Origin of the sequence: Pseudomonas alkylphenolica (assembly GCF_016009175.1) — a bacterium.
Classification (GTDB): Bacteria; Pseudomonadota; Gammaproteobacteria; order Pseudomonadales; family Pseudomonadaceae; genus Aquipseudomonas; species Aquipseudomonas alkylphenolica_B.
The window spans coordinates 83,794-108,512 of the sequence record NZ_JADUCM010000008.1 but is presented as its reverse complement, the minus strand read 5'-3'; the positions used below and the strand labels follow the sequence as shown (position 1 = coordinate 108,512).

The following is a 24,719-nucleotide window of genomic DNA, read 5'->3' as shown; positions in this document are numbered from 1 at the left end:
CGCTACTTTTCCTCATGTGCAAGGAGCCACAGAATGAACCGATATCCCTTCGCCGCACCCAATCGATTCACGCTGTCGGTCACCGACGTACCCAATGACCTTCAGGTCTTGTCGTTCAAGGGGTGCGAGACCATCAACCAGCCCTATCAGCTAACCGTGGAACTGGTCAGCGAGCGCCACGACCTAGCACTGGAAAGCCTACTGCACCAGCCGGCGTTCCTTGCCTTCAATACTGCTGGGGCCGGGATCCACGGGCAAGTCTACCGTGTCGCCCAGGGCGAGACGGGCAAGCGTCTTACCCATTATTACCTGACGCTGGCTCCGCGCCTGGCGTATCTGCACCATGCTCGTCAACAACGCATGTTCCAGAACAAGAACGTTCCCGAGATCATCGCCGAGGTCCTCGAAGGGCATGGCATCCTTGCCGACAGCTACCGTTTCCAGCTGGGTCCCACCCAGTACCCGCCCCGCGAATACTGCACCCAGTACGACGAAACCGACCTCCATTTCATTCAACGGCTATGTGCCGAAGAAGGCCTGAGCTTCCACTTTCAGCACAGTCAGGAACAACATCTGCTGGTATTCGGTGACAACCAGACGGTATTCCCGAAACTGGCACCGACCGCCTTTCAGCCAGACTCCGGGATGGTGGCCGAAGGCGCGGTGATCAACCGTTTCGGCGTTCGGGTCGAAACACGCACGTCACACATCTGCCGTCGCGACTACGATTTCGAGCAGCCCCATGTACTACTAGAGGTCGAGCAACGCAGCGGTGCGACCCACAGCGACAACTCGCCACCAGTCCTGGAAGATTACGATTACCCTGGCGAGTTTCGCGATGACGCTCGCGCAGCCTTGCTGAGCAAACGGGCGCTGGAACGTCACCGTAGCGACTATCAACTGGCCGAGGGGAAAAGCGATCAGCCTGCCCTGCGCAGCGGTTATTTCCTGCCGCTGACCGCGCATCCCCGCGCGACGTGGAACGATCTCTGGCTACTCAACAGCGTCACCCATGAGGGCCGTCAGCCCCAAGTGCTCGAAGAGTCGGTCACCAGCGATACCAGCAAGGATCCGGAGGGCTTTCACCAGGGGTACCGCAATACCTTCTCCGCCACCCCGTGGCAAAGCACCTATCGTCCCCCTCTCGACCATGAACGGCATGTCATCCACGGCAGCCAGTCAGCAACGGTAACCGGCCCCGCCGGCGAAGAGGTGTTCTGCGATCACCTGGGCAGGGTCAAGGTGCAGTTTCCCTGGCACCGAACCGGCAAGGCCGACGCGCACAGCAGCTGCTGGCTGCGCGTCGCCAGTAGATGGGCGGGCAATCAATACGGCAGTGTGGTTATCCCCCGTGTCGGGATGGAGGTCGAGGTGTCCTTCTTCGAGGGGGACCCGGACCGGCCGTATGTCTCCGCCTGCCTGCCCAATAGCGTCAACCCGCTGCCCTATGCGTTGCCCGCAGCCAAAACCCAGACCGTCTTCAAGTCGTCCAGCGTTCCTGGGGGAGAAGGCTTCAACGAACTGCGCATTGAAGACCGCAAAGGTGACGAGCAGATCTTCGTCCACGCCGAACGGGACTGGCAGCAGATCGTCAAGCATGACCACACGCTGCATGTCGGGAATGAACAACGCACCAACATCGACGCGAATTGCTACACCGAGCTCAAGGCCGAAGAGCACCGCACGACACACGGCGATCGCAAGGTAGCGTTGAAGGCCAGCGACCACCTGGACATTACCCAGAGCCAGCATATCAAGGCGGGGATTGGCCAGTATGTCGAGGCAGGCAACGAACTGCACTTCAAGGCCGGCGACAAAGTTGTGATTGAAGCCGGTGTCGAACTGACGCTGATGGCAGGTGGTGGCTTCATAAAAATCGACCCCAGCGGCGTTTGGTGCAACGGACAGAAAGTCGGCCTGAACGCGGGTGGCAGCGCCGGTCAAGGCACGGGTATCCAGCTGCAATCCCCACTGGGCGTTAATCCCCCGCCCCCCGCAATGGCATCGGTACAAACCCAATTGATGCAGCTTGCGCAAACCCGCGGCAGCGATCGCTGCCTGATCTGCGAAGCCTGCCAGGAGGGTGTATGCGAGCCGGCATGATGCATGCGAGCTCGCCAGGCAGTGCAATGGCGGGTGATCACCTGCACGAGGCATGCACGCTCGACTTCGAACGTACAAGGAGTCTCTTCGTATGAGCAAGAACCACCGCTTGGCCGGCCAGTGGCTGAACGAACAATTGAGTCGGCAGCGCCAGCTGATACTCATCGCCAACCCGATGGCAGAGCCGAACCCGCTGCCAACGTTATTCGCCCAGGCGCCAATACATGATTACGTAAAACTGTACCAGGGCACCGACTTCCACAGTCTCGCCGACCTCGGGCCGTGGCTGGTGCGCATCGACGCCAGCGCAATGCCCGCCTTGTCCATGCTGCTGCAAACGCCCCAACAACAATGGGGCTGGGTCGCCAGTGCAAGCCGTCTGGACATGCAAGAAGTCGTTGCCCATTGGCGCGCGCGCATGATCGTTCTTAACGACGATCAACGATCCTTCTACCGTTTTCACGACAACCGCGTTATTGCTCGCCACCTGCAAGCGCTGAAACAAGAACAGATCCCTTTGCTGCTGGGGCCTCTGTGCAGTGCGCTGTGCTGGGATGGCGAACAGTGGCGGGTGATGAACAACCCGCAACCCGGCAGCTATCCAGAACCCTTCGAAACCCCTTGGTTGAGCCTCTTAGCACCCGAATCGCTGAACGCTGCAGCGCACCAGGCGCATCTTGAAAACTGGCTCTGGGCGAACCATCCGCAGGCTACCCAACAGTTGCTGCCCCGTGAGCCATTGATGCCCTGGCTCAAGGCCCAGTTGGACAAGGCACAAACCTGGCGCTGGCTCACTCAGGACCAACTGCACTTCCTGCTCGAGCACCAGCTCTGTGCCGACCTCATGAGCCATGTCGCATGGGAGCCGCGGGCAACCGAGACGCCAGAGTCGCATTTCGTGCGCGTGACGCGGGAAGTGGCGCAGGCAAAAACAGGAGCAAGGGAATGAGGATCATCCGGAGCACGGCGTGCCTGAGCCTTGTTGCGTTGAGCCTGAGTGCCTGCGGCTGGGTAGGCGGTGCCACCCGGGAAGGCGCGCTGTCGTTGACCGAACGTCCCGGCGCGCAGAGTTTTACGTTGACAGGAAACCTGCCCGCAGCGTTCGGCCTCAGCGTCACGGCGTGGTACAGCCCGGTCGACGAAAACCGGCTCAACTGCCAGGTCACCGACCTCTACAGCAACAAACCGAAAGCACGCTACCTGGGCAAGCGCTTCGATATTCCGATCAATACCAGGGCAACGTCGACCCAACGCAGCATTGCGCTGAGCTACTACGTCGGTGCCTGCGAACTTCGCCTGGGCAAAATCAAGATGGACATTGACGGACGCTACGGCGACCAGCCCTGGCAAAAAACCTATGCCGACGCCAATTTCTACATCCTCCACCGTGCGCCCGAAGGTGAAGACGGTTTCGACACCCACGGTGTCCGGCGGGTTGATGCGCAGTGCACCTGGTTGTTCCAGGAAAGCAAATTACGCCTAGAACTCTCCAAGTTGCTGACCTGCAAAGGCGCCGGCGCCAACTTGCAATACGACCAACTGCCCGGCAAGACGGTGACGTTGGCGATTGAGGTTAATCCGGAGGAACGGCCTTCTATGCGCAACCGATGGATCAAATCAGACGCGGGCTGGAAGCCTTGCCTTGGCACCGAAAAATCTGATCGTTGCCAACAACCTCCTGCCTTCAAAACCTTTCAAATGAACGGTCAGACCTGCACGGTCTATCCCGGCTGCACGGAGTAATCACGGATGACGTTCGCACCCAACCAAACTCACCTCGGTCGCTCTCTCAGAGGCAGCACCCGGCGCCTGCGCCTTGCAGCCATCGGCATGGTAATGGCCGGGGTGTCGGGCTGCAGCTGGATCGCCATGGCCGGCAAGGAAAGCGCGCTCTCGGCGACCGGGCGCAACGGCGGGGACAACTTCACCTTTGCCGGGAAAATACCGGCGCACTTCGGGCTGGACGTAAACCCTTTCTACTACCCGATCGACCCACAGCGTAGTACCTGTCAGCGCCAGAACGTCCGCGGCGAGTGGAACGCGCGCAGCTACGGCACCACCCATGCCGTACCGATCCAGGACACTGCACACTCATTCGCAGTCGCATTGCCGCTGACCTATACGGTAGGGCTTTGCACTCTGCGACTGACCAAAATCGACCTGGTAATCCATGCCGCTCATGGTGATCAGGCATGGCAGCGGACGTCTGCTCCTGGCCATTTCAGGGTAACTGAAGCACTGCCTGAAGGTGTACCAGGGTTCAACGATCAGAGCACGCTTTCATTTACCGCCGAATGCAGATGGTTATTCAAACAGAGCGAGGCCAGGTCCAGGTTCGGCGAACTTGAGAAGCTCCTTCAATGCTCTGCGACCGGAACTTCTCTGCAATACGACCAACTGCCCGGCAAGACGGTGACGTTGGCGATTGAGGTTAATCCGGAGGAAGAGCCCTCGCACGATGAAACCTGGATCAAATTCCCGAACGGGTGGAAACCCTGTGCGCAAGAAAGTAGTGGTTGGCGCTGGTGTAGAAACCCGCCCACATTCCAAACCTTCCAAATGAACGGCCAGACCTGCACGGTCTATCCCGGCTGCACGGAGTAATCACGGATGACGTTCGCACCCAACCAAACTCACCTCGGTCGCTCTCTCAAAGGCAGCACCCGGCGCCTGCGCCTTGCAGCCATCGGCATGGTAATGGCCGGGGTGTCGGGCTGCAGCTGGATCGCCATGACCGTCAAGGAAAGTGCGCTCTCGGCGACCGGGCGCAATGGCGGGGACAGCTTTACCTTCGCCGGCGAGTTACCCGCCCAGTTCGGCTTGCGTGTCACACCGTCCTATCACCCTGTCGAGCCACAGCGCCGCACCTGCCAGCGCCAGAACATCCGCGGCGAATGGGGCGCGCGCAGCTACGGCACCACCCATATCGTGCCGATCCAGGCCACTGCCCATGCCTTTGCGCTCAACCTGCCGCTGACTTACGCGGTGGGCCTGTGCACGATGCAACTGACCGCCGTCGACCTCGAAGTCGATGGTCGCTACGGCCCGCAACGCTGGCAGGAGACCTATGCCCGCGGTGGGTTGGTCATTACCAGAACCTTGCCCGCCAACGCGCCAGGCTTCGACAGCCGCGGCGTGCTGCCGATCACCGGGCGATGTGAGTGGCTGTTTCAGCAAAGCAAGGCCAGAGCCCGTCTGGGCGAAATCAGCAAATTGCTGACCTGCAAAGGCGCCGGCGCCTACCTGCAATACGACCAACTGCCCGGCAAGACGGTGACGTTGGCGATTGAGGTTAATCCGGAGGAAGAGCCCTACCGCGACGATACATGGATCAAGTTTCCAAATGGCTGGAAACCTTGCCTCCCTAGAGAAGGTGGGTGGCAACGTTGCCAGAAGCCTCCGATCTTCAAAACCTTTCAAATGAACGGTCAGACCTGCACGGTCTACCCCGGCTGCACGGAGTAATCACGGATGACATTTGAATTCAAGGAAACCTGCCCCAAGCGCGGGTACTGGTGCAGCTTTCGCCTGGTAGACGAACATGGCGAAGCTACACCATATGCCGGCCTCAACTACGTCCTGCATGACCGTATGGGCATGTCCTACTCGGGGACCCTGGATAGCGAGGGTTTCGGCTACTTGAAGAACTTCTACTGCGGCCCATTAATCCTGGATCTCTCTATGCCATATCAAGGTGCGGTAGATCCCTGGTATGACGAACTCCAGATCCGAAAGCATTTCAAACTCCCACTAACCGCCCTTCAGGTCGCCGCCGAACAATCCCCCACCGGCCCCCGCGACAATGGCCGCACCTACCTCGCCCGCCAACGTGCCGAACAGGAGAAGGCGGTCTTTCTCCAGGTCGAAGTCCGCGACTTCGCCAGGCCCGATGAAGCCGCCCACCTGCCGGAGCCCGACACCACCCTGACGGCGCGCCCCTGGCCGTATCTCAAGGAGGCCTGCACCCACGCCAACACCTGCGCCGGCATCGCCTTGATGGTCAGCAAGCACCATGTGCTCGAGGTCAAGGCCCTGCGTGCGCTAAGCCCGATGTTCTCCGGCGACAAGGCATTCTGTGCCCTCAATGCCTACCACCTGTCGATGATGGCGGTGCTCAGCTATGCCCCGTTCCACAAGGCCCGCGCTGCCGATGAAGCCCCCACACCGCCCCCCTACACAACCCCCGGTTGCATCGCCAACGTACTCCACAGCCAACTCGGTCACCTGGTCCGTCCGACGCAGTTCAAGGAAAGCGGCCCGTTCCACCTGCTCTGTGAAGAGGTGCCCTACTCCAAACGCCTGGAGATCGTGCCGTATGACCCGCAACGCTATGCAAAGGAAGCCAGGGAACAATGGGACCATCCCGAACACGTGCACTTTCTTCACCACCAGGACACGGAAACCCAGGCGTTCATAACCCACAACGACCGGTACGTGCTGATCTCGGTGCGCGGCAGTCAGGAGCTGGCCGACTTCGTCCGCGACATGGATGCCCGACAAGTGCCGCACGTCGATGGAAAAGGGAAGATCCATCGCGGGTTCCACGATGCATTCCTGGCCGCCAGACGGTTTGTAGAAGCCTACATGGACGCTTTCTATACCGGCAGTCAAACCATCCTAGTGTGCGGCCACAGCCTGGGCGGTGCCATCGCATTACTGCTTGCGGAATGGTTAAACCGCGAGTACTCCGACGACCTGCAGCTCTACACTTATGGCGCCCCTCGCACCGGCGACAGCACATTCATCCAGGCTGCCCAAGCCATCGTCCATCATCGCCTGGTCAATCACAACGACCCGATCCCGAGCGTGCCGGCTCCCTGGATGGACGCTGAATGGAAAATGGCGGTGCCAGGCAGCACCTTGTTGATCGCTGCAATCGGCAACCCGGTGTTTGCTGCCGTGTTGCTGCTGGCGGGCCTGATAAACCTGCGTGGCAATCCCTATCAGCACCATGGCGAGCAACGGCATTTCATGCCACGCAAGGCCGGTCTGAGCCCGGCCTCCTCGGTGCTGTGGCAACCCGGTTGCGCCGCCGTCGAAGAGCTGACCTGCGCCAGGTTCGCCAGCGAGATCGAGCTCAAGGGCGATATGCCCGAGCGTGACAGCATGGTCAAACAGCTGCTCTCGATGGCCGAGCATTTCAACGACCCCGGCTACGCCAACGCATCGCTGGCAACACTGCTGCGCTGGTACAACAGTGTTGCCCAGCATCAGGGCGCGTTGTTTACCACCAAGGAGCGCGAGCAACTGGGCCTGCAGATCGAAGACATCCAGGTCGAGGTGGAGCGCCCTGTCGAACTTAGCTATGCACAGTTCCGTCACAACCTCAGACGCCGCGCCCATCCGCGCCTGGAGCGCTTGACCGAGTTGCAACTGCGCACCCTGTTCCATGACGACCGGACGCGGCTGGACGCAGTGCGAACGGAACAGCGCAAAGCCCTCAACCGCACGCAAAAACGCCTGAAAGCCCAAGGGCAACGCACGCTCGCCTGGCAAGACGTCTTCGGCGACCTCCCCGATACCGTGGCGCTACGCCAGTTGCTTCACGACTGGCTCGCGCTGGAGACCAATCAGGCTGCTGCCAGGTTGGCGAAAGTGCCTGCAACCCGCGCCGGGCAACAGTACGCCTGAACCACCTAAAAGAGATTGATTGAATGAAGAACGCTTTCGGTACCGCGATCCGCGTACTGCGTCAACGCTGGCTGTGGAGCCTGCTGCTGGTTCTGGTCCTTGCGGTGATCATCTGGTTCATTGGCCCTTTGCTGGCCATAGACGAGCACCGCTTCTGGGAAACTGTCAGCTCGCGGCTGCTGAGCATTTGCATCCTGCTCCTTTGCTGGAGCCTGATGCTGCTTGTGTCCGAGCGACGCAGGGCAGTAACGGCCGCCGACCCCGTAACCGAAGGAGAGCCGCCCGGCCCTCGTCCGCACACGGACAGCAAAGCGCAAGCGGCGCTGCGCAGTCGTTTCAACGACGCAGTGCTGACGCTGCAGCGCTCCAGCCTCTACAAAAATCACGGTAACCGGTGGCGCAAGGAGCTGCCCTGGTATCTGTTGATCGGTCCTGAGGGTAGCGGCAAGACCAGTCTGCTGGATCACGCCGGCATCAAATTTCCGCTGAACCCCGTTGACGGCCAATCCAGCGGCCCACCGCCCTCCACGGAGCACTGCGACTGGTACTTTGCCGAAGAAGGCGTGGTGCTCGACACTTGTGGTCGTTACCTTGAGCAGCGAGCGCCAGGCGACGCTCAAGGCTGGCGCACCCTGCTGAAGCTGCTGCGCCGGCGGCGACGCAATCGCCCGCTTGACGGCGTGATGATCAGCCTGCCGATCGAGCTGTTGCTGGATGGCAACCCTGAACCCCTGAGGTACCTGGCGGAGCAAGTGCGCAAGCGCTTGCTGGAAATCCACCAGCATCTGCATAGCCGGTTACCGGTCTATCTGGTGCTGACCAAGGCCGATGCCGTACCCGGTTTCGAGGCGTTCTTCAGCCAGTTGTCGCATGAGGAAAGCCGGCAAGTGCTGGGGGTCAGCTTCAAGGAGGGCGAACGCGGCACCGATCCTGCAGTCCTGCACGATGCCTTTGAAGACGTGCTGCGACGCTTGAACAGTCAGGTGGTCATGCGCTTGCAACACGAACGCAGTATCGAGCGCAGAGGCCGGATACTCGACTTTCCCCACCGCCTCGGGTTGATCGGCAGCAACCTCGCATTGCTGGTGGAAACCGCCTGTGCCGGCAACCGTTATGAACCGGACAGCCGATTGCGGGGCGTATACCTGACCAGTGCGCCGCATTGGGTGAACGGATTGCCACCCGGCGCCCCCGAAGAGGACGCGCCAACGCCCGCTGCAACGTCTGCGCATGCGCTGCGCGCCAGGCAAGGTGCGCCCCGCTTCATTCATCACCTGCTCAGTCGCGTGGTCTTTCCCGAAGGCGGTCTGGCTGACCTCGATACGCGTGAGTCGCGCCGTTTGTACTGGGGCCAACGCGCGCTGTACGCGGGAGCACTTGGCTGCCTCGCGCTGTTCGGTCTGATCTGGTCCAGTGGATTTGTACAAAACCATCAACGCTTCGATCAGCTGCAGACCTTAGGTCTGGCATTCAGCCAACAGAAGGCATCCGCTACGCCTGGACACGATGCCTTGGCGATCCTGCCAGCGCTCGACACCAGCTACAGTGCCAGCCAGGTGTTCCCCCCGAAATCCGCCCTTGCACTGCATGAGCGCAATGGCCTGTACCAGGGGGAGCCCACCACAGCCGTACTGCGCCAACGCTACCAGCACGAACTGGCTGAACAACTGCTTCCAAGCATTGCGCAACAGCTGGAAGCGCAAATCCTCGCCAGCCTGAACAACCGTGAAGTGTTGCTGAACACCCTGCGTGCCTACCTGATGCTCGGGCTCCCTGAGCACCGTGATGCAGATGCGCTCAAGGACTGGCTGGCAACCGACTGGCATCGGCGCTACGCCGGTAACGCCTCAGCACAGCACAGTTTGAACCAGCACCTCTCGCGCTTGCTGGAACAGCCCTTCAGCTACCCGCTCGATGAGCCCCTGGTGAAACAAGCCCGTCAGGCCTTGCAGAGCGTTCCTTTGGCCGGCCTGGCCTACCGAGCGCTTCGCGAACAATCCAGGAGCCTACCGCAGTACCGACTGGACCAGCATCTGGGGGCACAAGGTTCGATGTTCAGCGGGACACACGCGGTCATTCCTGGTTTCTACACACAGCAAGGCTACCAGCAGTTCTTTCTTGCCCGCAGTGCCAGCCTGATAACCGAGCTGCTGCGTGACAACTGGGTCATGGGCGACACCCGCAACCTTAACCCGATCCAGCTACGGGAGCTGATGGTCGAGCTGGAGCAACTGTACTTCCGTGACTACGCCGAGCAGTGGAATCAGGCCTTGGCCAAGGTGGCATTGCAGCCACTCGATAGCCTGTCTCAAAGTGCCGATTATGCCGGTGCCCTGGCAGCTGCCAACTCGCCCTTGCTTCTATTGCTGACGCAGGTACGTGACAACACGCGCTTCCCGACCCTGGGTGAACCTGGTGCCGAGCGGGGCGAACACGCCGGGCCGCCAGACAAAACACCCGGCAACCCTGACGCGGTGATCCAGGCTGTCGCCGAGAAAGCAAAGGCCAGCGTGGCAAACAAACGCCTGGCGACAGCCAGATCAGCCATGCAGCAGCGCTTCGAGCCCCTACACCGCTTGCTCGACGAGCACAACGGCGCCAGTTCGGAACTGGGCCCCACGCTGGTAGCGCTGGCCGATTTGCATCAGCAACTGCTTGGCCTTGGTCAGGGCAGCCAGCCCGACCATGCGGCTTTCGAACTGGCCAAGGCGCGCCTCAACGGTAAACGCAGTGCGCTGGACAATGTACGCACGGCCGCCGCGCGCTTACCGGCACCTGTCATGGTCTGGCTGCGATCCCTCAGCGACGACAGCTGGCAACTCGTCCTGAGCGATGCCTACGACTACTTGAACCAGCGCTATCAAGGTGAGCTTTACAGCGTCTACACCACGGCGCTAGACCGGCGTTACCCCTTCTATGCCCACAGCACGAGCGACGTCGCCCTTGCCGATTTCCAGGCGTTTTTCAAGGTTCAGGGTACGGCTGACAACTTCTTTGAAACGTACTTGAAACCCTTCGTCAGCTTCGATGGCACCCGGTACCGCTTGCGCACTGTCGAAGGACGCAGCCTCCCCATGTCACATGGGGTGTTGCAGCAGATGGGCAACGTCCAGCAGATCCGTCGTGGCTTCTTTGCCGACCAGGCGGCGGAGCCCTTGATCAGGTTCAGCCTGGAGCCTTATTCGCTCGACGCCAGCCTCAGCCGCGCGGACTTCCGCCTCGGCGATCAACAACTTGAATACCGTCATGGCCCAATCGTACCGGCCACCTTCCAGTGGCCAGCTGCGGCCGATGAAGGCCTTGCCAGCCTGATTGTCGAAGAACTCGGCGGCCGACGCACGGGCATCCAGAAAAACACCGGGCAGTGGTCGTTGTTTCGCCTGTTTGATCTGATGGAAAAGGAACCTCACCGCGGACGCGACGTATTAATGCTCAAGGCGGATATCGGCGGTTTACGCACAAACTATCTGCTTCTGAGTCAACGCTCGCCCAATCCATTCGATTTGACGGCAGTTCGTAACTTCCGTCTGCCGGCAGCGTTGTAATGGCAACTCATCGGCACAGTGCTGGCCGCACCGATCCTGGCAAAGTGCGACGGCGTAACGAAGATGCCTTCCTCGACTGCCCGGAACGCGGGCTCTGGGCAGTCGCCGACGGCATGGGCGGGCATCAGGGCGGCGACCTGGCCAGCCGACTGATAGTCGACAGCCTGTGGGCGCTACCGGCAGAGGGTGAGTTCTCGCAACGCCTGGGGCGCTTGCGCCGCTGCTTGCACGGAATCAACAGGCGCCTGAGCCGAGCGTTCACCATCACCGCGCAACGGCACGATCCGACCATTGGCAGCACCGTAGTGGCGCTACTGCTGGAAGAGCACCGGCTCGCCTGCGTCTGGGCAGGCGATAGCCGCTGTTACCTATGGCGTGGGCACCGGCTGTACCAGTTATCACGGGACCATTCCCTGTTGGAACACTTGATCGCCGAACAACAGATGAGCCTGCAGGACGCCGCCCTGCACCCTTTGGCGCATGCCCTGACGCGCGCCGTGGGGGCGCAGGCGCAGTTGTCACTGGATGTACTGGAACTTCAAACCCGGCCAGGCGATGTCCTGCTGCTCTGCAGCGATGGGCTGTACCAAAGCCTGAGCCGGGAAGCGCTCAGCCAGTCGCTGGGGCTGAGCTCTCCCCAGGCAGCGCTGGAGCGTCTGTTCACCTGTGCGCTGCGTGGGCCGGCGCGCGACAACCTGACTGCTGTAGTCATCCGCCTATGAAACACGCCAACCCTACGTACATGGCCTTTGCTGCCCGGCCTGCATCCACCGATCCATCAGCGGCCAGCCCCGTTGAGCCGCTTCCGGAATTACTCAACGACCGCTACAGACTGGAGCGGCTGCTCGGTATCGGCGGCATGGGCACCGTTTACAGCGCTCACGATGCCGTTCGCGCGCGCTTTGGCGACCCGATGCCCTACGTAGCGATCAAGGTGATGAACGATCACTATGCGCAATACCCTGACGCCAACGCATTGCTCTTCGGTGAGTTCGCCCTCACCCAACGCCTGCATCACCCGCATATCGTTCGGTTCTACCATTTCGAGGTCGACCGTCAATCGCAGCGTGCCTTCATCAGCATGGAAAGGCTTCAGGGCACGCCACTCGATCAGTTGATCAATGACCATCCTCAGGGCTTGGATGAGGAGGCATTTCAATCCATTACCCTGTCAGCGCTGGATGCCGTTGCCCATATTCATGCCTGTGCGCTGGTGCATGGTGACCTGAAGCCCGGCAACCTGATGCTGGGCGCAGATGGGCTTCGTTTGTTCGACTTCGGTCTTGGCGAGTCAAGCCACGCGACCTCCAGCGGCCTGCCCCGGCTACAGCGGCACCGCATAATCGCCTGGACCCCGGGTTACGCCGCTTTGGAACTGCTAGAGGGCAACCCACCGACCGCCGCTGCGGACGTCTATGCACTCGCCTGCCTGATTTATGAGCTCGCCAGCGGGCATCACCCGTACCACCACTGCACCGCCAAACAGGCGCAGGCACAGCGCCTAGAGCGCGTCTTGCGCTGTCCACCCAACCTCTCCAGGCACCGTTGGCGTGCACTGCAGCAGGCGCTGAAGATCAACCCCGCAAGCCGGCGCATTACTGCCCAAGAACTGCTGGTGGCATTTCGAGACTATAGGCGTCGACCTTGGCCAGGGTGGCTGCGTCCTTGGCGCGCCCCGCCCTAACCGGAGTGAAGTACGCAAGCAAGGATTCGAACATCAGTGACATGGATGCAATGCTCATGAACTATGACAACAAGCGCTATTCGCCCTCCGGGAGATGTCAACCGACCTTCTCCAACATACGCAGTGCACTCGCACGCCCCGTCCACATACCTGATTGTGCGCTTGACGAGAGCACTCCAGGGCCCGCGCCGACGAAAGAAATCGGACTGGTTTTCGAGTGGGACAACGGCGAGCACGTGGCTTCCAACATTCCCTGCCACCTCCACTTCGGTGGCGAGACCAGAATTTATGGAACGCTCGATAACGGAAAATTATTCTGTCCAGCGCCGCCTGGTGAATACACCGCTCAACTACTTGAAAACCTGGATGAGCAAAAAAAGCTTAGCGAAGCCCGGCAAACACTGAAAAAAGCGCTCGACGACATTATTGAGTTTGAAAAGGCCGAAGCCGCAGCGCTGGCAAAAGTTCAAGAGGGCAGAAGCGACTTCAGTAATACCCTCCATCTCAACCTGGCCGTAGGCAAAGGCTTTTTTCTGGGTGCATGGGGACTGATTGTAAGCCTGAAGAATATTGCCGATCTCGCCAATCCGCTCACCCAGTTTTCGAATGCCTTGACATCTGCTTGGAATGCCAAGAGCTCCGAAGGTCAGTCTTGGGGCGCCTCGTTTCTGCAGAACTATTCAGAGGAACAAAAACGCGAGTTGATTGAAGTGCTGGGTTTCGACCCTGAAGCGATAACGCGCGAGTCGCTGGTGCAAGCCTACGAAACGGCATGCTTCATTTATGGCGACCAGCCCAGCAAACAACTACTTGAAGCATTTGCCGTAACATATGTAAGCGTTCAAAACAAAGAAGAACTGGCGGCATTCGGTGGCGCCGTCATATTTGAAATAGTGCTGAGTGCCTTACTAATCGTATTTACCGGTGGTGTGGGCCTGGCCGCTCGTGCGGCTACTTCCGCAGGCCTTTTAAAACTGTTAAGGCCGCTGGGGACGGCCTTGCTGAACGTCGCCAACTTTATCAAACGTGCGACTATCAAGTCGGCAAGCCGTACCAAAGGAATAACCGGCAGTATTGTCAGAACCATACGAATACGCAAGCCCAAAGCAATAATACCTGGCAATGTTACCCCGCTGATCATTCGTGACTGGTCACATCTGCGCATCAGCCAACGTCACTTCCCCCACAAAGTGACGATCCCGAAGAAAACCGGAAATACAATGTACACCGTCCCTGCCGAAATCGTAGCAAAAGACCTCAAGGAGATTCATAGCCATGGGGAGGCCATTCGGAAAGGCGAAACGTTCATTACTTCTTCAGGGCGGGCATATGGAACGCACGAAGCATCGATCCATCCTATCAGCGGCCCCGGGGTCATCAACATCACATCAACAGAGTACAATGTGCTCATAACAGCCAAGAAGAAAGGCATGGCATCGGCGAGAAAATTTCTTGAAGAAATAACAAAAAGAGACATAATAACCAAAGAGCAAAATATCCGAACATCAAAACTTCTTGAACTTATGAGTTCGGAGGGAGTTAAATGAGCCACTGCATAGATTACTTCTTCGAAAAAACAATAGACGAGCAATTCATCATACAGGCATTGAACGATTATTTGCCTGACGGCGTCGCGTCAATTGACTACCCCCAGCCAACGTCCAGGTTCTTTTTATCCCACCAAACATACGATATCGGATTTCGCTGCGCAGCCAGTCTGTACTGGAAAGACGATGCACCCGTTCCGGACGAAGCCGTACTCGCTGAGCAGTTGGCCAAAGCACTTGACAGCAAGGTAATTTTCGAGCCCAACGAGAATACACTTCCTACTCCAAGGGAGTGGCACCTGGTTGATGAGCACGGTAAACACTACGCCACCAATATCATTGAGTTTGAAGACGGAATAGCGTTACTGGATGGAAGCCTAATTCCTCTATAACTACAGACTAGCTTCCTCACAAAAAGTTAGTGGCGCACCCTTGGTCGGGCAGACAAAGAGTGCGCCAAAACTCAACTCTCGTGTTTTTCAAGGCGTTGGCCCGGCACACGAGGACATTCCCCTAACTGGCATTTACGCAACCACCGGACTGCGCCAGTCGTCTGACCCCGTAGTGCCACAGATCTCATGGGTCCACATGATTTTCCGGTAAGTGAAGTAGACATCTTCAAGATGGGTGAAATGCGACATCGCCGGATCCTGGCAGTTCGGCATACGTGATCTCACATCAACAATGATTGCATCTTCGAGCTCAATCGAGAAATAGTGCTCTTGAACCCCCTTGACCGAAGTTCTATACCAAGCCAGATGGCATTTTTCCAATCGCTCACCAGAGGTCAGTGCGTTGAAGATCAAGGGTGACGCCTTGTCGAATACCTTGGTAATCATCAACGGTTTGTGCACGCGTTGCCCCGTGGGCTGCCCGGATTGGGGGTCGCGCGGAATGATAACCTGATGTTCGAACGCCTGAACCAGGATCTGGTTCTCATGGCCTACCTGATAAATGTTGCCCACAGACTCGCCGGTAAAAGTACCCGTGGTGATCAGGCCTTGTTTACTTCCTTCCAATATCATGTACGCAGGTGTTGGCATCATTATCTCCTAGATTGCTAAACTTCGACCGAAGCAGTCGGCAACCAGGTGCTACAAAATGCGTGCCTGCTTGAATTTTTTCTGATATATCAATGCATTACATTTCATTGAGCCGTAGCACTTGCCACTATCAACTCATGCCTTGTGAAAAACACTTCACAGGTATTTGCCTTGTATTGCGCACTTCAACCAGATCTCAGGCATGACCCCGTCCAACCTCCTCCCCCTGTACCAGCGACCTGCGTTGATCACTTACAGGATTCATTTACCGGAGCCCCAAAAGCAGAAAACCCCTGAAGTCTAAACTTCAGGGGTTTTCAAATAATGGTGCCCAGAGACGGAATCGAACCGCCGACACGGGGATTTTCAATCCCCTGCTCTACCGACTGAGCTATCTGGGCCGCGCCGGAATTAAACGTTTTTTGGCTCGACGCGTCAAGCCTGATTGAAAATAAACTTAACGAATTCCAATGCTTACGCTTGCTTGGGCCGTACCATTTGGCCTGCACACACCACTGACTACACCCTTAAAAGGCACGCGGCGCAACCAATGCATCAGGCTGGTGCAATCGCTGCCCCCCTCGCAGCTGTGCAGTCTCACTGCCATGCCGAGCACACATACCTTACAACCCTATTCGTTAGCTAGCGAACTAGTTGGCGTGCATTTTGCTGTCAATTTGCCACATGCATGTCGCAAATTAGGTGATCGGATGTCGCTTTCAAGTAATTACATGCCATTGTCTGCGCGTGAGAAGCGCTGGTTACCCTGGTTTGGCAAAACCGGAAAAGTGACGATGGGCTGGTCGTGCTGGCTCAACCGCTCGGCTTACCCGGTGATCGAACAAACCTTTGAAGCCATCGCTCAGACCCGTGCGCGCTTGCTGCAAAACTGGAGCCGTGAACAGTGGGAGCATCTGGCGGAACTGGCCGAAAGCCTTGCGGGCAACGTTGCCCTTCTCGACAACACAGCACTGCTCGACACGCTCAAGCAGGCAGAGGACTTTTCAGAACTGTTTGTCGTTGACACCACCGGCGCTGTGATTGTCTCGACCTGGAACCCGCGCACCAACCACCGGATCGAGCAAACGGCGGCGCTGCAGGAGGGGTTGAAGGCACCGTTTCTCCATGGCCCCTACAGTGATCCATTGACGTTGAAAATCGGACCCTCGTCCTCGCGCTTTCACGATGAAGTGACGTTGATGTTCTACCAGCCGATAAAATTCGCCGGCAAGGTTCTCGGCTGCCTGTGCGGACGCGTGCCCAACGATGTGCTGGGCGACCTTATCCAGCGCGAAGCCGGGCACATTTTTACCGAGTCGGGCGATAACTACCTGTTCATGGTGCAGTCACGCTTTGACCCTGCCATCAAGGCCGGTACCGCCCTGTCACGTTCACGTTTCGAAGACGATACCTTCACTCACGGCGACAACCTCAAAGGCGGTATACGCACACCCTGGGCCACCGTGCAGATCAAGCGGCACACGGAACTGGAGCTGCGTTTTACCGATCCGGCCACGCAGCAGCTTCATCCGGGTGTGCGCGAAACCATCAATCAGGGCGCCAACCTGTTCGTGACCTACCCTGGCTATTCGGACTACCGGCATATCCCGGTGGTCGGCAAAGGGGTCACCTTTCAGTTGCCAGGCTCACCTGACCGCTGGGGCATGATGTGTGAAGCAGACCTTGAGGAGGTCTACCGCCGACGCTCGCTCAGCTACGGGCTGATGAAGCCCTACGTCGCCATCATGGTCGCGGTGTTTGGCGGTAACTGGCTGGTCCAGCACTTCGCCGACTTGTCCCAAGGGGTGACTGAGACCGTGCAGGCGTTGAGTATGCTTGGCGCGACCCTGTTGTTCAGCGTACTGGGGCCCAAACGCCTCGCCGCCAGGCTGGACAGCATGACCGACGTGGTACGAACCATTGCCGAGGGCGAAGGCAACCTGCGCCAGCGACTGGACACGGCGACCATGGCCAACGACGAAACGGGTGACATGGGGCGCTGGATCAACAGCTTCATCGACCGCCTGGACTCGGTGGTCGGGCAAGTGGTGAAAGCCAGCCAAACCGTCGGCAGCACCAATCAGATGATGCTGGGGCGCAGTCAGCAGGCCAGTAGCATCTCCAGCGAAGTCATTGAAGCGGTGCACCACTTGATGATCGTCGTTGAGCAGCAACTGGGCGAGATCCAGCAAGCCTCGGTCAGCGCCGAGCAGATGAAGCAAGCGATGGATGAAGTCGTGTTGCGTGCCCGCGAACAGTTTGTCGCCGTTCAGCAAGGCACCCAGTCCATACGCAATGTGGTCGCGCGTTCGTCGTCGAGCGTGCAGTTACTCGACAGCAGGATGACGCAGATCGGCAAGATCACCGGGCTGATCAGCGAGATCACCAGCCAGACCAACCTGCTGGCACTCAACGCGGCCATCGAGGCCGCGCGCGCAGGCGAGCACGGGCGAGGCTTTGCGGTCGTGGCCGATGAAGTCCGCAGCCTTGCCGCACGAACCGCCCGGGCGGCCGAAGACATTCGGCAGATGGTCGACGGCCTGCAGCGGGAAACCCAAGGCGCCGTCAGCCTCATGGAAGAAGGCGTCAAGGACGTCGATGACAACCTGCGTCTGGCCGAAGACTCCTCGGCGGAAAATGTACAACTGCATCACGCCGTGGAAAGCATGTTCACCATCATCCAGCAATTGCACGCGCACAGCCTCGACTATGGCAGGACGATCAAACAGGTAGACCAGTCCTCCACCGAGATGCGCCAGACCGTGGTCGTACTGCAGAGCAGTACTGAGACGGTGAAGGTCAACGCCAACAAGCTGCAAAAACTGGTGGGACAGTTTGAAGTCAGTCGAAACCGCAGGTGTGAGACGGCGGTTTGATGGACCTGAAATGCGTGGCCGGTTGCGGGCCCCGACAGATTTCGCCGAAACGAAAAAAAGACGCCTAAGCGTCTTTGTTCAGTGCCTTGTCCCATCCTGAACAAGGTTTACACCCCCATCCAGAATGCCCGAAAATTCAGATGGTCCAAGGTGTCGCACACGTCGATGGCTGTGGCGTTGTGGGAGGGCCTAGTGGACTTTCCCTGGACCTAAAGCGCCAGCAGATCATCCCTACGCTGCTACTCACCTACCCCTTCTATCAAGCAAGTTTCGGCAGTACAAAAAATCAATGGCCGTACTTCTGGCAGATGACCGGCCCCTTCCTACACTCCGATCAATGCCACTTCCTTGCTGGGTCATCGCGCCTGTGCAAGGACAAAGAGCAGCAACCGTTGAAACGGTCCTCGCAAGCACGGTGAACACATGGCACGTCAATTTGATTGGGTGCGGGTCTTCTGTGTCCTGATGTACTTCACGCAAAAGCTCATCCCGCGCCGGCTGACGGAAGAGGAAGCCGGCCTGCTCAGAGACTTTCGTACCCTGCATGAACAGGACCGCGTTGCACTGCGGTACATGTGCACGGCCATTCGTGAGACCTCAAAGCAAAGCCGTCTCTGAAATCGGGAAGCCTAAGCACCCGATTCAAGCATGGCATGCTGGGCATCAATTGGAACGACTGCACCTGGCCGCCCCCCAAAGCGCGGCTCCGCTCACGAGCGCCCGTGAAGCTTACGGGCCTTTTCGCCAAGCGTATTAAATCGCAACCGTAATCAGCTTCGCGGTCATTGCCATCTTCTGCACATACTCGTCAAACAGCCACCGCGAGCGTTCAAGGAAGCGATGACTTCAGCCGCCTCACCGATCGCCAGTTTTTGCTGTTCTGAACAGGTGCTAGATACTTAGCCTCCGACGTTGCCCTGTATTGCCTAGCCTCCTGCCGACCCGCACTCCTGGAGGTAACCATGCAGGACATCACCCCTCAGCCTTCGTCTGAAGCCGACACCCTCGCCGTTGCGCAAGCGTATCAGGACCAATTGATTGCCAATCGCCTGCCGAGCTGGATAACCTCGCTCGACGAAAGCGAATTCACCGTGCTCAGCGAAGCACTGCGCGAGCTCATGCAAACCAGTGAGAAGCTGCGTGTCGCGTTTGCGCAGGTCAAGCGTCTCGACGACTTTGCCAGGCCGCTGTTGCAACAGGCGCTCGATCGCCACGGTGGCCTTGAGGCCGATGCACTCTATTTTCGCCGTTGGTACAACTACATCTCCCCAACTGTCAGCTACGTGGCCGGGCGCTTGCCCGTGAAGGACAGCGACTACTACGAACTGCCCCTGCTGGAAGCCGCACTGTACAACTTCACCGAACAGGAACGCAGCGAGCAGCCCAGGCGCAACGCAGTGGTGGATGGCCAGGGCGTTGCCCAGGCAGGCCTGTCTGCACGGGACTTCGCGGTGCTGTGCCGTGACCTCAATCTGGGACAGCAGTATCGGCGGCACCTGGAAGCAGTGCTTCTGGAAGACCGCAGCGAGCATGGCATCCAGCCGCTGCTGGCGCAGTTCCAGCGCTACGGCATGCTCGCCGATGCCGTGAAAGCCAGGGCGCAAGGCGAGCTGAGTGCGGATGAGCTGGAGCTGGTAACGCAGCTTTGCCGCGACAAGCGCCTGGGCTGGCTCAACGGGGCCCCGGTGCACGCCAGGCAACTCAAGCTGTTCGGCTGCGCCTTGCAGCGCATCGTGGTGCTGGATGTGATCGATGTCGGAGTGCTGTACAGCACCTCCAAGCGCGTACTGGTCTATGTACCGGGCGACTCACAGGGCGCCTGGAGCGCCCGTGACGACCTCGACGACTACGCGCGCCGGGTGCTCGGGAAGCGCCTGCGCGATCCGGCCTACCGGCGCTTCTTCAGCCGCTTCGTGCGCCGGCGTGACAGCCAGCGGCTGTTCACTGGCGTGGGTGAGCGCCTCGATAATGTGGCTGACTGGGCTACCCGCAGCCTCGATGAACAGACCACCGCCTACCCGTCGGCGCTGTTCGACCAGCTGGCCGCCGACTGGATCGCACAGATCAAGGACGATGCCGCGGTGATCGCTCCGCCCGTGGCCCAGCTCGACCGCCAAGCCCAGGAAGAACACGACAAGCGCTTGCGCGCCGAGGGCTGGACACTGCTGGTGGTGGCCGGGTTGTACGTGCCGGCGATCGGCGCGGTACTGGCGGCGGTGATGGCCTACGAGCTGCTGGAGGAAACGTATCAGGGGATCGCCGACTGGCGCGCCGATGAGCGCGATGCGGCCCTCGAGCATTTGCTCAACGTCGGCAAGGGCCTGGCCATCCTCGGCGCGACTGCCGCCACGGTCACCGCGGCCCGCCGCGCCTGGAGCCAGGTCGATTACTTGATCACTGCGCGGTTGGAGGACGGCAATGAAAAGCTGTGGAAAGGCGACCTGCAGCCCTACCGCAGCGAAGGCCCGCCCAGCACCGCGGTAATGGACGAGCAGGGCATCTATCGCCAAGGCGAGCGATGTTGGGTCGAGATGCAAGGCGTGTGGTATCGGGTTCGTCAATCCCGTGTCGATGAGACCTGGCAACTGAATACTTATCAGGGGTATGGGCCACAGTTGCGAGACAACGGTGCAGGGGCGTGGCGACTGTGGCACGAGCACCCTGCACAGTGGCGCGACATGCACCTGATGTTTCGCCGCCTGGGCAGGCCCTACAGTGAACTCGATGACCCGCAGATCGACCAGGTCATGGCCATCCACGGCCTGGAGGCCGACCAGCTACGGGCCTGGCACGTGTATGGCCGGCGTGCCGAAGCGGGCGTCACCGACTCGGTCATTCGCCTCTTGCTGGCCAGTCGCATCCAGAGCCTGGGGCGGCAATTGCGCAGTGGCCAGACCATTACCGACACGGCGCTGCTGACCCGCGCCAGGGGCTTGGCGGGCGCGGCCGGGAAGGACGGCCAGGCGTTGGCCGATGTGGTCTGGAGCCAGCGCCGCGCTCTGCTGCAACGGCTTTACGATGAACAGCTGCCCGACACTGAAGCGAGCCTGATATTGCGCAGGGGCTTCAGCAGCCTGCACCGGCTGGCGGCAGACGAAGTGCTGCGCATGGCCGGCGAGGACGAACGCGAAGCCCTGCTCAAGACGCAACAGGTACCGTTGTTCATGGCCCAGAGCGCCAGGGCACAGGTGGCGGGAATTCGCGTTGCAAGGGTGTATGAGGCGCTGGCGTTCGATACGCCGCAGAATCTGGACCTGGCGCGGGTCGTGCTGCAGCTGCTCGCACGTTTGCCTGGGGCGGCCACGGGGCCGGGCTGGAGGTTGTTCGACGGCGATGCCAGCCAGCCTTTGCTGACCACCGAGGGCAGTGCCGGGGTCTTCGAACTCACCCACCGGCAAGGCGCCTTCAGCCTGCGCAAACCAGGCGATGGGCCCCTGGCCGAGGTGGGCGAGCTGTTTGACACGGTGGCCGAGGCCTATACCCCCGAACAGCGTGCACGCACAGGCCTGGGCGAACCCTTTGCTGCGGCCCTGCGCCCACACTTGTCAGCAGAGGCCAGCAGCTTGCGTGACACGATCGCGGGCTGGCTGGGCCTGAACCGGCCCAACCGCTCGTTCCTCGCCCCGCAGCGCTTCGCCGATGGCCGCATCGGTTACCCATTGAGCGGCGGCAGGTTCTGGGCGACCCTCGGCGCGCGCAGCCCGAGGGCCTTGCAGGCAAGGCTGCGTGATCTCTACCCGGCATTCAGCGATGAGCAAATCGGCCGCTGGCTCGAACGGGAGGACGCAGTGACGCACCTGCAAGCCCTGGAGCAGCAGTTCGGCGAGCTGCGCAGCCATTTGAACCAGTGGGTGCGCGGCGCTTTCCCTTCGATCGAACTGCTCGCCCGGCGCGAATTGCGTAAGTGCCTGATCGACTGCTGGCGCTGGCTGATTCCGGAGCTGGGCAATGAAGTGGCGGAACGGGTGCAGTACATCTTCAGCCACATCGGCGGGCGTGTGCAGCACCTGCCAAACCTGCCCGAATCAGTCAGTTTCCCCCATGTCTCCGTCATCATATTCCGGGCCATGCGCCTGGAAACGATACCTGACGACTTTCTCCGGGCCTTCCCCAACCTGCGCAGCCTGGAGGTCACCCATTGCCGGCTGCAGCGCTTGCCCCTGCCTCAGGCACTGACCCGGCAACTGCAAGTGCTCGACCTTTCGAGTAACCAGATCGCACTGGATGAAAGCCAGACACTGGTGCTGGCCAGTTGCAGTTCGCTGGTCTATCTCAATCTGGCGAACAACCCGCTGGGCAGAAGCTTTTCGATCTTCGGCATGCCCAGCCTCAATGCCCTTTACCTGCAGGGCGCAAGGCTCGACACCTTCCCATACGGGGTGATGGACAGCCCGGAGCTGCACACCCTTGACCTGCGTGACAACTACCTCTACGAACTGCCCGAAGGCTTTCATCAAGGGGGGCTGTGGCGGGTGGGGCGGGTCAACCTGGCGGGCAACTTGTTCGAGACCGGGGCTGAAGCGATCAGCGTATGGCATTGGCTGGAGGAAAGCCGCGTACCGTATCGCCTGCGTTGGCTGGATGTTGCGCCCGCTGGCAGGCGCGACGACCTGGCCGCCTTGTGGACGCAACTGGAAGGCGAGCAGGGCGCGAAAGACCTGTTCGACACCCTGTCGGCGTTAACCTCGTCGGGCAACTTCAAGTCGTTCCCCCTGGCCAGGAACTTTGCCGCACGTTTGCTGGACATGTTCGAGCTCGTGGTCCGTGATGATGTGCTCAAGCGTGAGCTGTTCGAGAACGCGGCGGTGACCGATTGTCAGGATAACGCCACCGTTCGCTTCACCGATCTGGAATTGCGCGTGCTGCTCTGGCGTGCACGCCACGGTGAACTGGCGCAGCATCCCGAGCGGGCGTTGTTGCACCTGGGCGGGCAGCTGTGGCGCCTGCATGTGCTTGACCAGGTGGCGGCGGAACACGCCGTGAGGGCCGGGGCGAACAGCGAGTCGATCGAGTTCGCGCTGGCGTACCGGATCGCACTGCGTGGCCGGCTGGATTTGCCGTTGCAGCAGGATGACATGCTGTATTCCGGCATTCCCAGCCTCAAACCGCATGACCTGCTTAACGCCGAACGTATCGTGATCGCTGCGCAGTCGCGCGACAGTCTGGCGCAATTCCTCTCGCGGCAGAGCTTCTGGCAGGATTACCTCAGCGCACAGTTCTCCAAGCGCCTCAAGGTGCCGCAGGATATCCATGATGAGCTGGAAAGGCTGATGGAGCTGGGCAACATGGAGGGTGAGATCGCGCTGTTGCATATCCACGCCCAGCAACGGGAACACGAAGTGATGTTGCAACTGACCCGTGAGGCCATGGGCCGGGCACACACCATAACGTTGACCGATAGCTGACCGCAGCTCACCCTTGCGTCCACCCGTCAGCAGCGGTTGCAAGCCCAGTCGGGTTTGTAGCGCACTACCGTGTTCGTCCGGATACCGATGGATCCTGATGGATCTGACTGAAACAAAAAAAGACGCCGAAGCGTCTATTTTCAATGATCTGCAGACTCCCATGGAACTCTGTAGATCGATATCTGGAGCGGGAAACGAGACTCGAACTCGCGACCCCGACCTTGGCAAGGTCGTGCTCTACCAACTGAGCTATTCCCGCATTTGGTGACGGCCATTCTATAGATTCATAAAGCGCCGTCAAGCCCTTGATTCAAAAAAGCTTTATTTTTGTTCCGAGCCTTCGCGCAGGTGCGGCCAGGCGGCGCGCAGGTACTGCACCATCGACCACAGGGTCAGGCCGGCAGAAATCATCAGCAAGGCGTAGCCGAGGATGACCCAGAAGGTAAGCGCCGGCGGGTTGGCCAGCAGGATCACCAGCGCGAGCATTTGCGCAGCGGTTTTCCATTTGCCCAGGTTCGAAACGGCTACATGCGCCCGTGCCCCCAGCTCGGCCATCCACTCACGCAATGCCGACACCACGATCTCGCGCCCGATGATCACCGCCGCCGGCAGGGTCAGCCAGAAGTTGGCGTGCACCTGCACAAGCAGTACCAGGGCCACCGCGACCATCAGTTTGTCGGCCACCGGGTCGAGGAAGGCACCGAACGGCGTGCTCTGCTGCAGTCGACGGGCCAGGTAGCCGTCAAGCCAGTCGGTGGCCGCAGCAATGGCGAAGACGCTGCTCGCTGCCACATAGCTCCAGTGATACGGAACATAGAACAGCAAAATGAAGATCGGGATGAGCAGGACGCGAAGAACTGTGAGTAGATTTGGAATATTCATCGG

The 24,719-nt window shown here is 59.7% G+C and carries 16 protein-coding genes and 2 tRNA genes; 14 read left to right on the top strand and 4 right to left on the bottom strand.

Annotated elements, in window-relative coordinates:
• Positions 1–33 precede the first annotated feature (33 nt).
• From tssI to I5S59_RS10165, 11 genes are all read left to right on the top strand, one after another.
• The gene (gene tssI / locus I5S59_RS10215; RefSeq protein WP_197876483.1) at positions 34–2,103 is read left to right on the top strand and encodes a type VI secretion system tip protein TssI/VgrG; all 2,070 of its coding nucleotides are present in this window, start codon (positions 34–36) and stop codon (positions 2,101–2,103) included.
• Between the two features lie 91 nt (positions 2,104–2,194).
• On the top strand, positions 2,195–3,052 hold the full coding sequence (locus I5S59_RS10210; protein WP_197876482.1) for a DUF4123 domain-containing protein: 858 nt from the start codon (positions 2,195–2,197) through the stop codon (positions 3,050–3,052).
• 95 nt (positions 3,053–3,147) lie between these two features.
• Positions 3,148–3,846, top strand: coding sequence for a hypothetical protein (locus tag I5S59_RS10205; protein WP_197876481.1), 699 nt, complete (start codon positions 3,148–3,150; stop codon positions 3,844–3,846).
• Between the two features lie 6 nt (positions 3,847–3,852).
• Positions 3,853–4,707, top strand: a complete 855-nt coding sequence (locus I5S59_RS10200) for a hypothetical protein (RefSeq protein WP_197876480.1) — start codon at positions 3,853–3,855, stop codon at positions 4,705–4,707.
• A 6-nt stretch (positions 4,708–4,713) separates the two neighbouring features.
• Positions 4,714–5,568, top strand: a complete 855-nt coding sequence (locus tag I5S59_RS10195; RefSeq protein ID WP_197876479.1) for a hypothetical protein — start codon at positions 4,714–4,716, stop codon at positions 5,566–5,568.
• Positions 5,569–5,574: 6 nt separating this feature from the next.
• Complete coding sequence (locus I5S59_RS10190) at positions 5,575–7,734, top strand: lipase family protein (RefSeq protein WP_197876478.1); 2,160 nt, start codon at positions 5,575–5,577, stop codon at positions 7,732–7,734.
• 23 nt (positions 7,735–7,757) lie between these two features.
• Positions 7,758–11,279: a type VI secretion system membrane subunit TssM gene (gene tssM, locus I5S59_RS10185; RefSeq protein ID WP_197876477.1), complete on the top strand. Its 3,522-nt coding sequence runs from the start codon at positions 7,758–7,760 to the stop codon at positions 11,277–11,279.
• Positions 11,279–12,001, top strand: coding sequence for a PP2C family protein-serine/threonine phosphatase (locus tag I5S59_RS10180; RefSeq protein WP_197876476.1), 723 nt, complete (start codon positions 11,279–11,281; stop codon positions 11,999–12,001). Before tssM ends, I5S59_RS10180 begins: the two co-directional genes overlap by 1 nt.
• A complete protein-coding gene (locus tag I5S59_RS10175; RefSeq protein ID WP_197876475.1) occupies positions 11,998–12,963 on the top strand; it encodes a serine/threonine-protein kinase in 966 nt (321 codons plus the stop codon). The genes I5S59_RS10180 and I5S59_RS10175 overlap by 4 nt, the downstream gene beginning before the upstream one ends.
• Before the next feature lie 56 nt (positions 12,964–13,019).
• Entirely contained in the window at positions 13,020–14,510 is a 1,491-nt protein-coding gene (locus tag I5S59_RS10170) for a hypothetical protein (protein ID WP_197876474.1), read from the top strand.
• Positions 14,507–14,902 (top strand): hypothetical protein, encoded by a 396-nt coding sequence (locus tag I5S59_RS10165; protein WP_197876473.1) that lies wholly within the window; start codon positions 14,507–14,509, stop codon positions 14,900–14,902. Before I5S59_RS10170 ends, I5S59_RS10165 begins: the two co-directional genes overlap by 4 nt.
• 132 nt (positions 14,903–15,034) lie before the next feature.
• On the opposite strand, the gene I5S59_RS10160 is transcribed toward I5S59_RS10165, so the two are convergent.
• Both I5S59_RS10160 and I5S59_RS10155 read right to left on the bottom strand, forming a co-directional pair.
• Complete coding sequence (locus I5S59_RS10160; RefSeq protein WP_197876472.1) at positions 15,035–15,553, bottom strand: Hcp family type VI secretion system effector; 519 nt, start codon at positions 15,551–15,553, stop codon at positions 15,035–15,037.
• 325 nt (positions 15,554–15,878) lie between these two features.
• Positions 15,879–15,954, bottom strand: a tRNA-Phe gene (locus tag I5S59_RS10155).
• A 69-nt stretch (positions 15,955–16,023) separates the two neighbouring features.
• On the opposite strand from I5S59_RS10155, the gene I5S59_RS10150 reads away from it, so the two are divergent.
• From I5S59_RS10150 to I5S59_RS10140, 3 genes are all read left to right on the top strand, one after another.
• Positions 16,024–18,429, top strand: a complete 2,406-nt coding sequence (locus tag I5S59_RS10150) for a methyl-accepting chemotaxis protein (protein ID WP_420066450.1) — start codon at positions 16,024–16,026, stop codon at positions 18,427–18,429.
• A gap of 423 nt (positions 18,430–18,852) precedes the next feature.
• Positions 18,853–19,047 carry a hypothetical protein gene (locus I5S59_RS10145; protein WP_197876470.1) on the top strand — a complete coding sequence of 65 codons (195 nt, stop codon included), beginning with the start codon at positions 18,853–18,855 and terminating at the stop codon, positions 19,045–19,047.
• 344 nt (positions 19,048–19,391) lie between these two features.
• Positions 19,392–23,834 carry an NEL-type E3 ubiquitin ligase domain-containing protein gene (locus tag I5S59_RS10140; protein ID WP_197876469.1) on the top strand — a complete coding sequence of 1,481 codons (4,443 nt, stop codon included), beginning with the start codon at positions 19,392–19,394 and terminating at the stop codon, positions 23,832–23,834.
• Positions 23,835–24,017: 183 nt separating this feature from the next.
• Here I5S59_RS10140 and I5S59_RS10135 read toward each other — a convergent pair.
• Positions 24,018–24,093 (bottom strand) — tRNA-Gly (locus I5S59_RS10135).
• A gap of 62 nt (positions 24,094–24,155) precedes the next feature.
• Positions 24,156–24,716: a CDP-diacylglycerol--glycerol-3-phosphate 3-phosphatidyltransferase gene (gene pgsA / locus I5S59_RS10130; protein ID WP_128325609.1), complete on the bottom strand. Its 561-nt coding sequence runs from the start codon at positions 24,714–24,716 to the stop codon at positions 24,156–24,158.
• Positions 24,717–24,719: the final 3 nt, after the last annotated feature.

What these genes read in the sequence shown, in the direction of transcription:
- tssI (WP_197876483.1), top strand. Translation starts at nt 34, where the DNA reads ATGAACCGATATCCCTTCGCCGCACCCAATCGATTCACGCTGTCGGTC.
- I5S59_RS10210 (WP_197876482.1), top strand. Translation starts at nt 2,195, where the DNA reads ATGAGCAAGAACCACCGCTTGGCCGGCCAGTGGCTGAACGAACAATTG.
- I5S59_RS10200 (WP_197876480.1), top strand. Translation starts at nt 3,853, where the DNA reads ATGACGTTCGCACCCAACCAAACTCACCTCGGTCGCTCTCTCAGAGGC.
- I5S59_RS10195 (WP_197876479.1), top strand. Translation starts at nt 4,714, where the DNA reads ATGACGTTCGCACCCAACCAAACTCACCTCGGTCGCTCTCTCAAAGGC.
- I5S59_RS10190 (WP_197876478.1), top strand. Translation starts at nt 5,575, where the DNA reads ATGACATTTGAATTCAAGGAAACCTGCCCCAAGCGCGGGTACTGGTGC.
- tssM (WP_197876477.1), top strand. Translation starts at nt 7,758, where the DNA reads ATGAAGAACGCTTTCGGTACCGCGATCCGCGTACTGCGTCAACGCTGG.
- I5S59_RS10180 (WP_197876476.1), top strand. Translation starts at nt 11,279, where the DNA reads ATGGCAACTCATCGGCACAGTGCTGGCCGCACCGATCCTGGCAAAGTG.
- I5S59_RS10175 (WP_197876475.1), top strand. Translation starts at nt 11,998, where the DNA reads ATGAAACACGCCAACCCTACGTACATGGCCTTTGCTGCCCGGCCTGCA.
- I5S59_RS10170 (WP_197876474.1), top strand. Translation starts at nt 13,020, where the DNA reads ATGAACTATGACAACAAGCGCTATTCGCCCTCCGGGAGATGTCAACCG.
- I5S59_RS10165 (WP_197876473.1), top strand. Translation starts at nt 14,507, where the DNA reads ATGAGCCACTGCATAGATTACTTCTTCGAAAAAACAATAGACGAGCAA.
- I5S59_RS10160 (WP_197876472.1), bottom strand. Translation starts at nt 15,553, where the DNA reads ATGCCAACACCTGCGTACATGATATTGGAAGGAAGTAAACAAGGCCTG.
- I5S59_RS10150 (WP_420066450.1), top strand. Translation starts at nt 16,024, where the DNA reads ATGCTTACGCTTGCTTGGGCCGTACCATTTGGCCTGCACACACCACTG.
- I5S59_RS10145 (WP_197876470.1), top strand. Translation starts at nt 18,853, where the DNA reads ATGGCACGTCAATTTGATTGGGTGCGGGTCTTCTGTGTCCTGATGTAC.
- I5S59_RS10140 (WP_197876469.1), top strand. Translation starts at nt 19,392, where the DNA reads ATGCAGGACATCACCCCTCAGCCTTCGTCTGAAGCCGACACCCTCGCC.
- pgsA (WP_128325609.1), bottom strand. Translation starts at nt 24,716, where the DNA reads ATGAATATTCCAAATCTACTCACAGTTCTTCGCGTCCTGCTCATCCCG.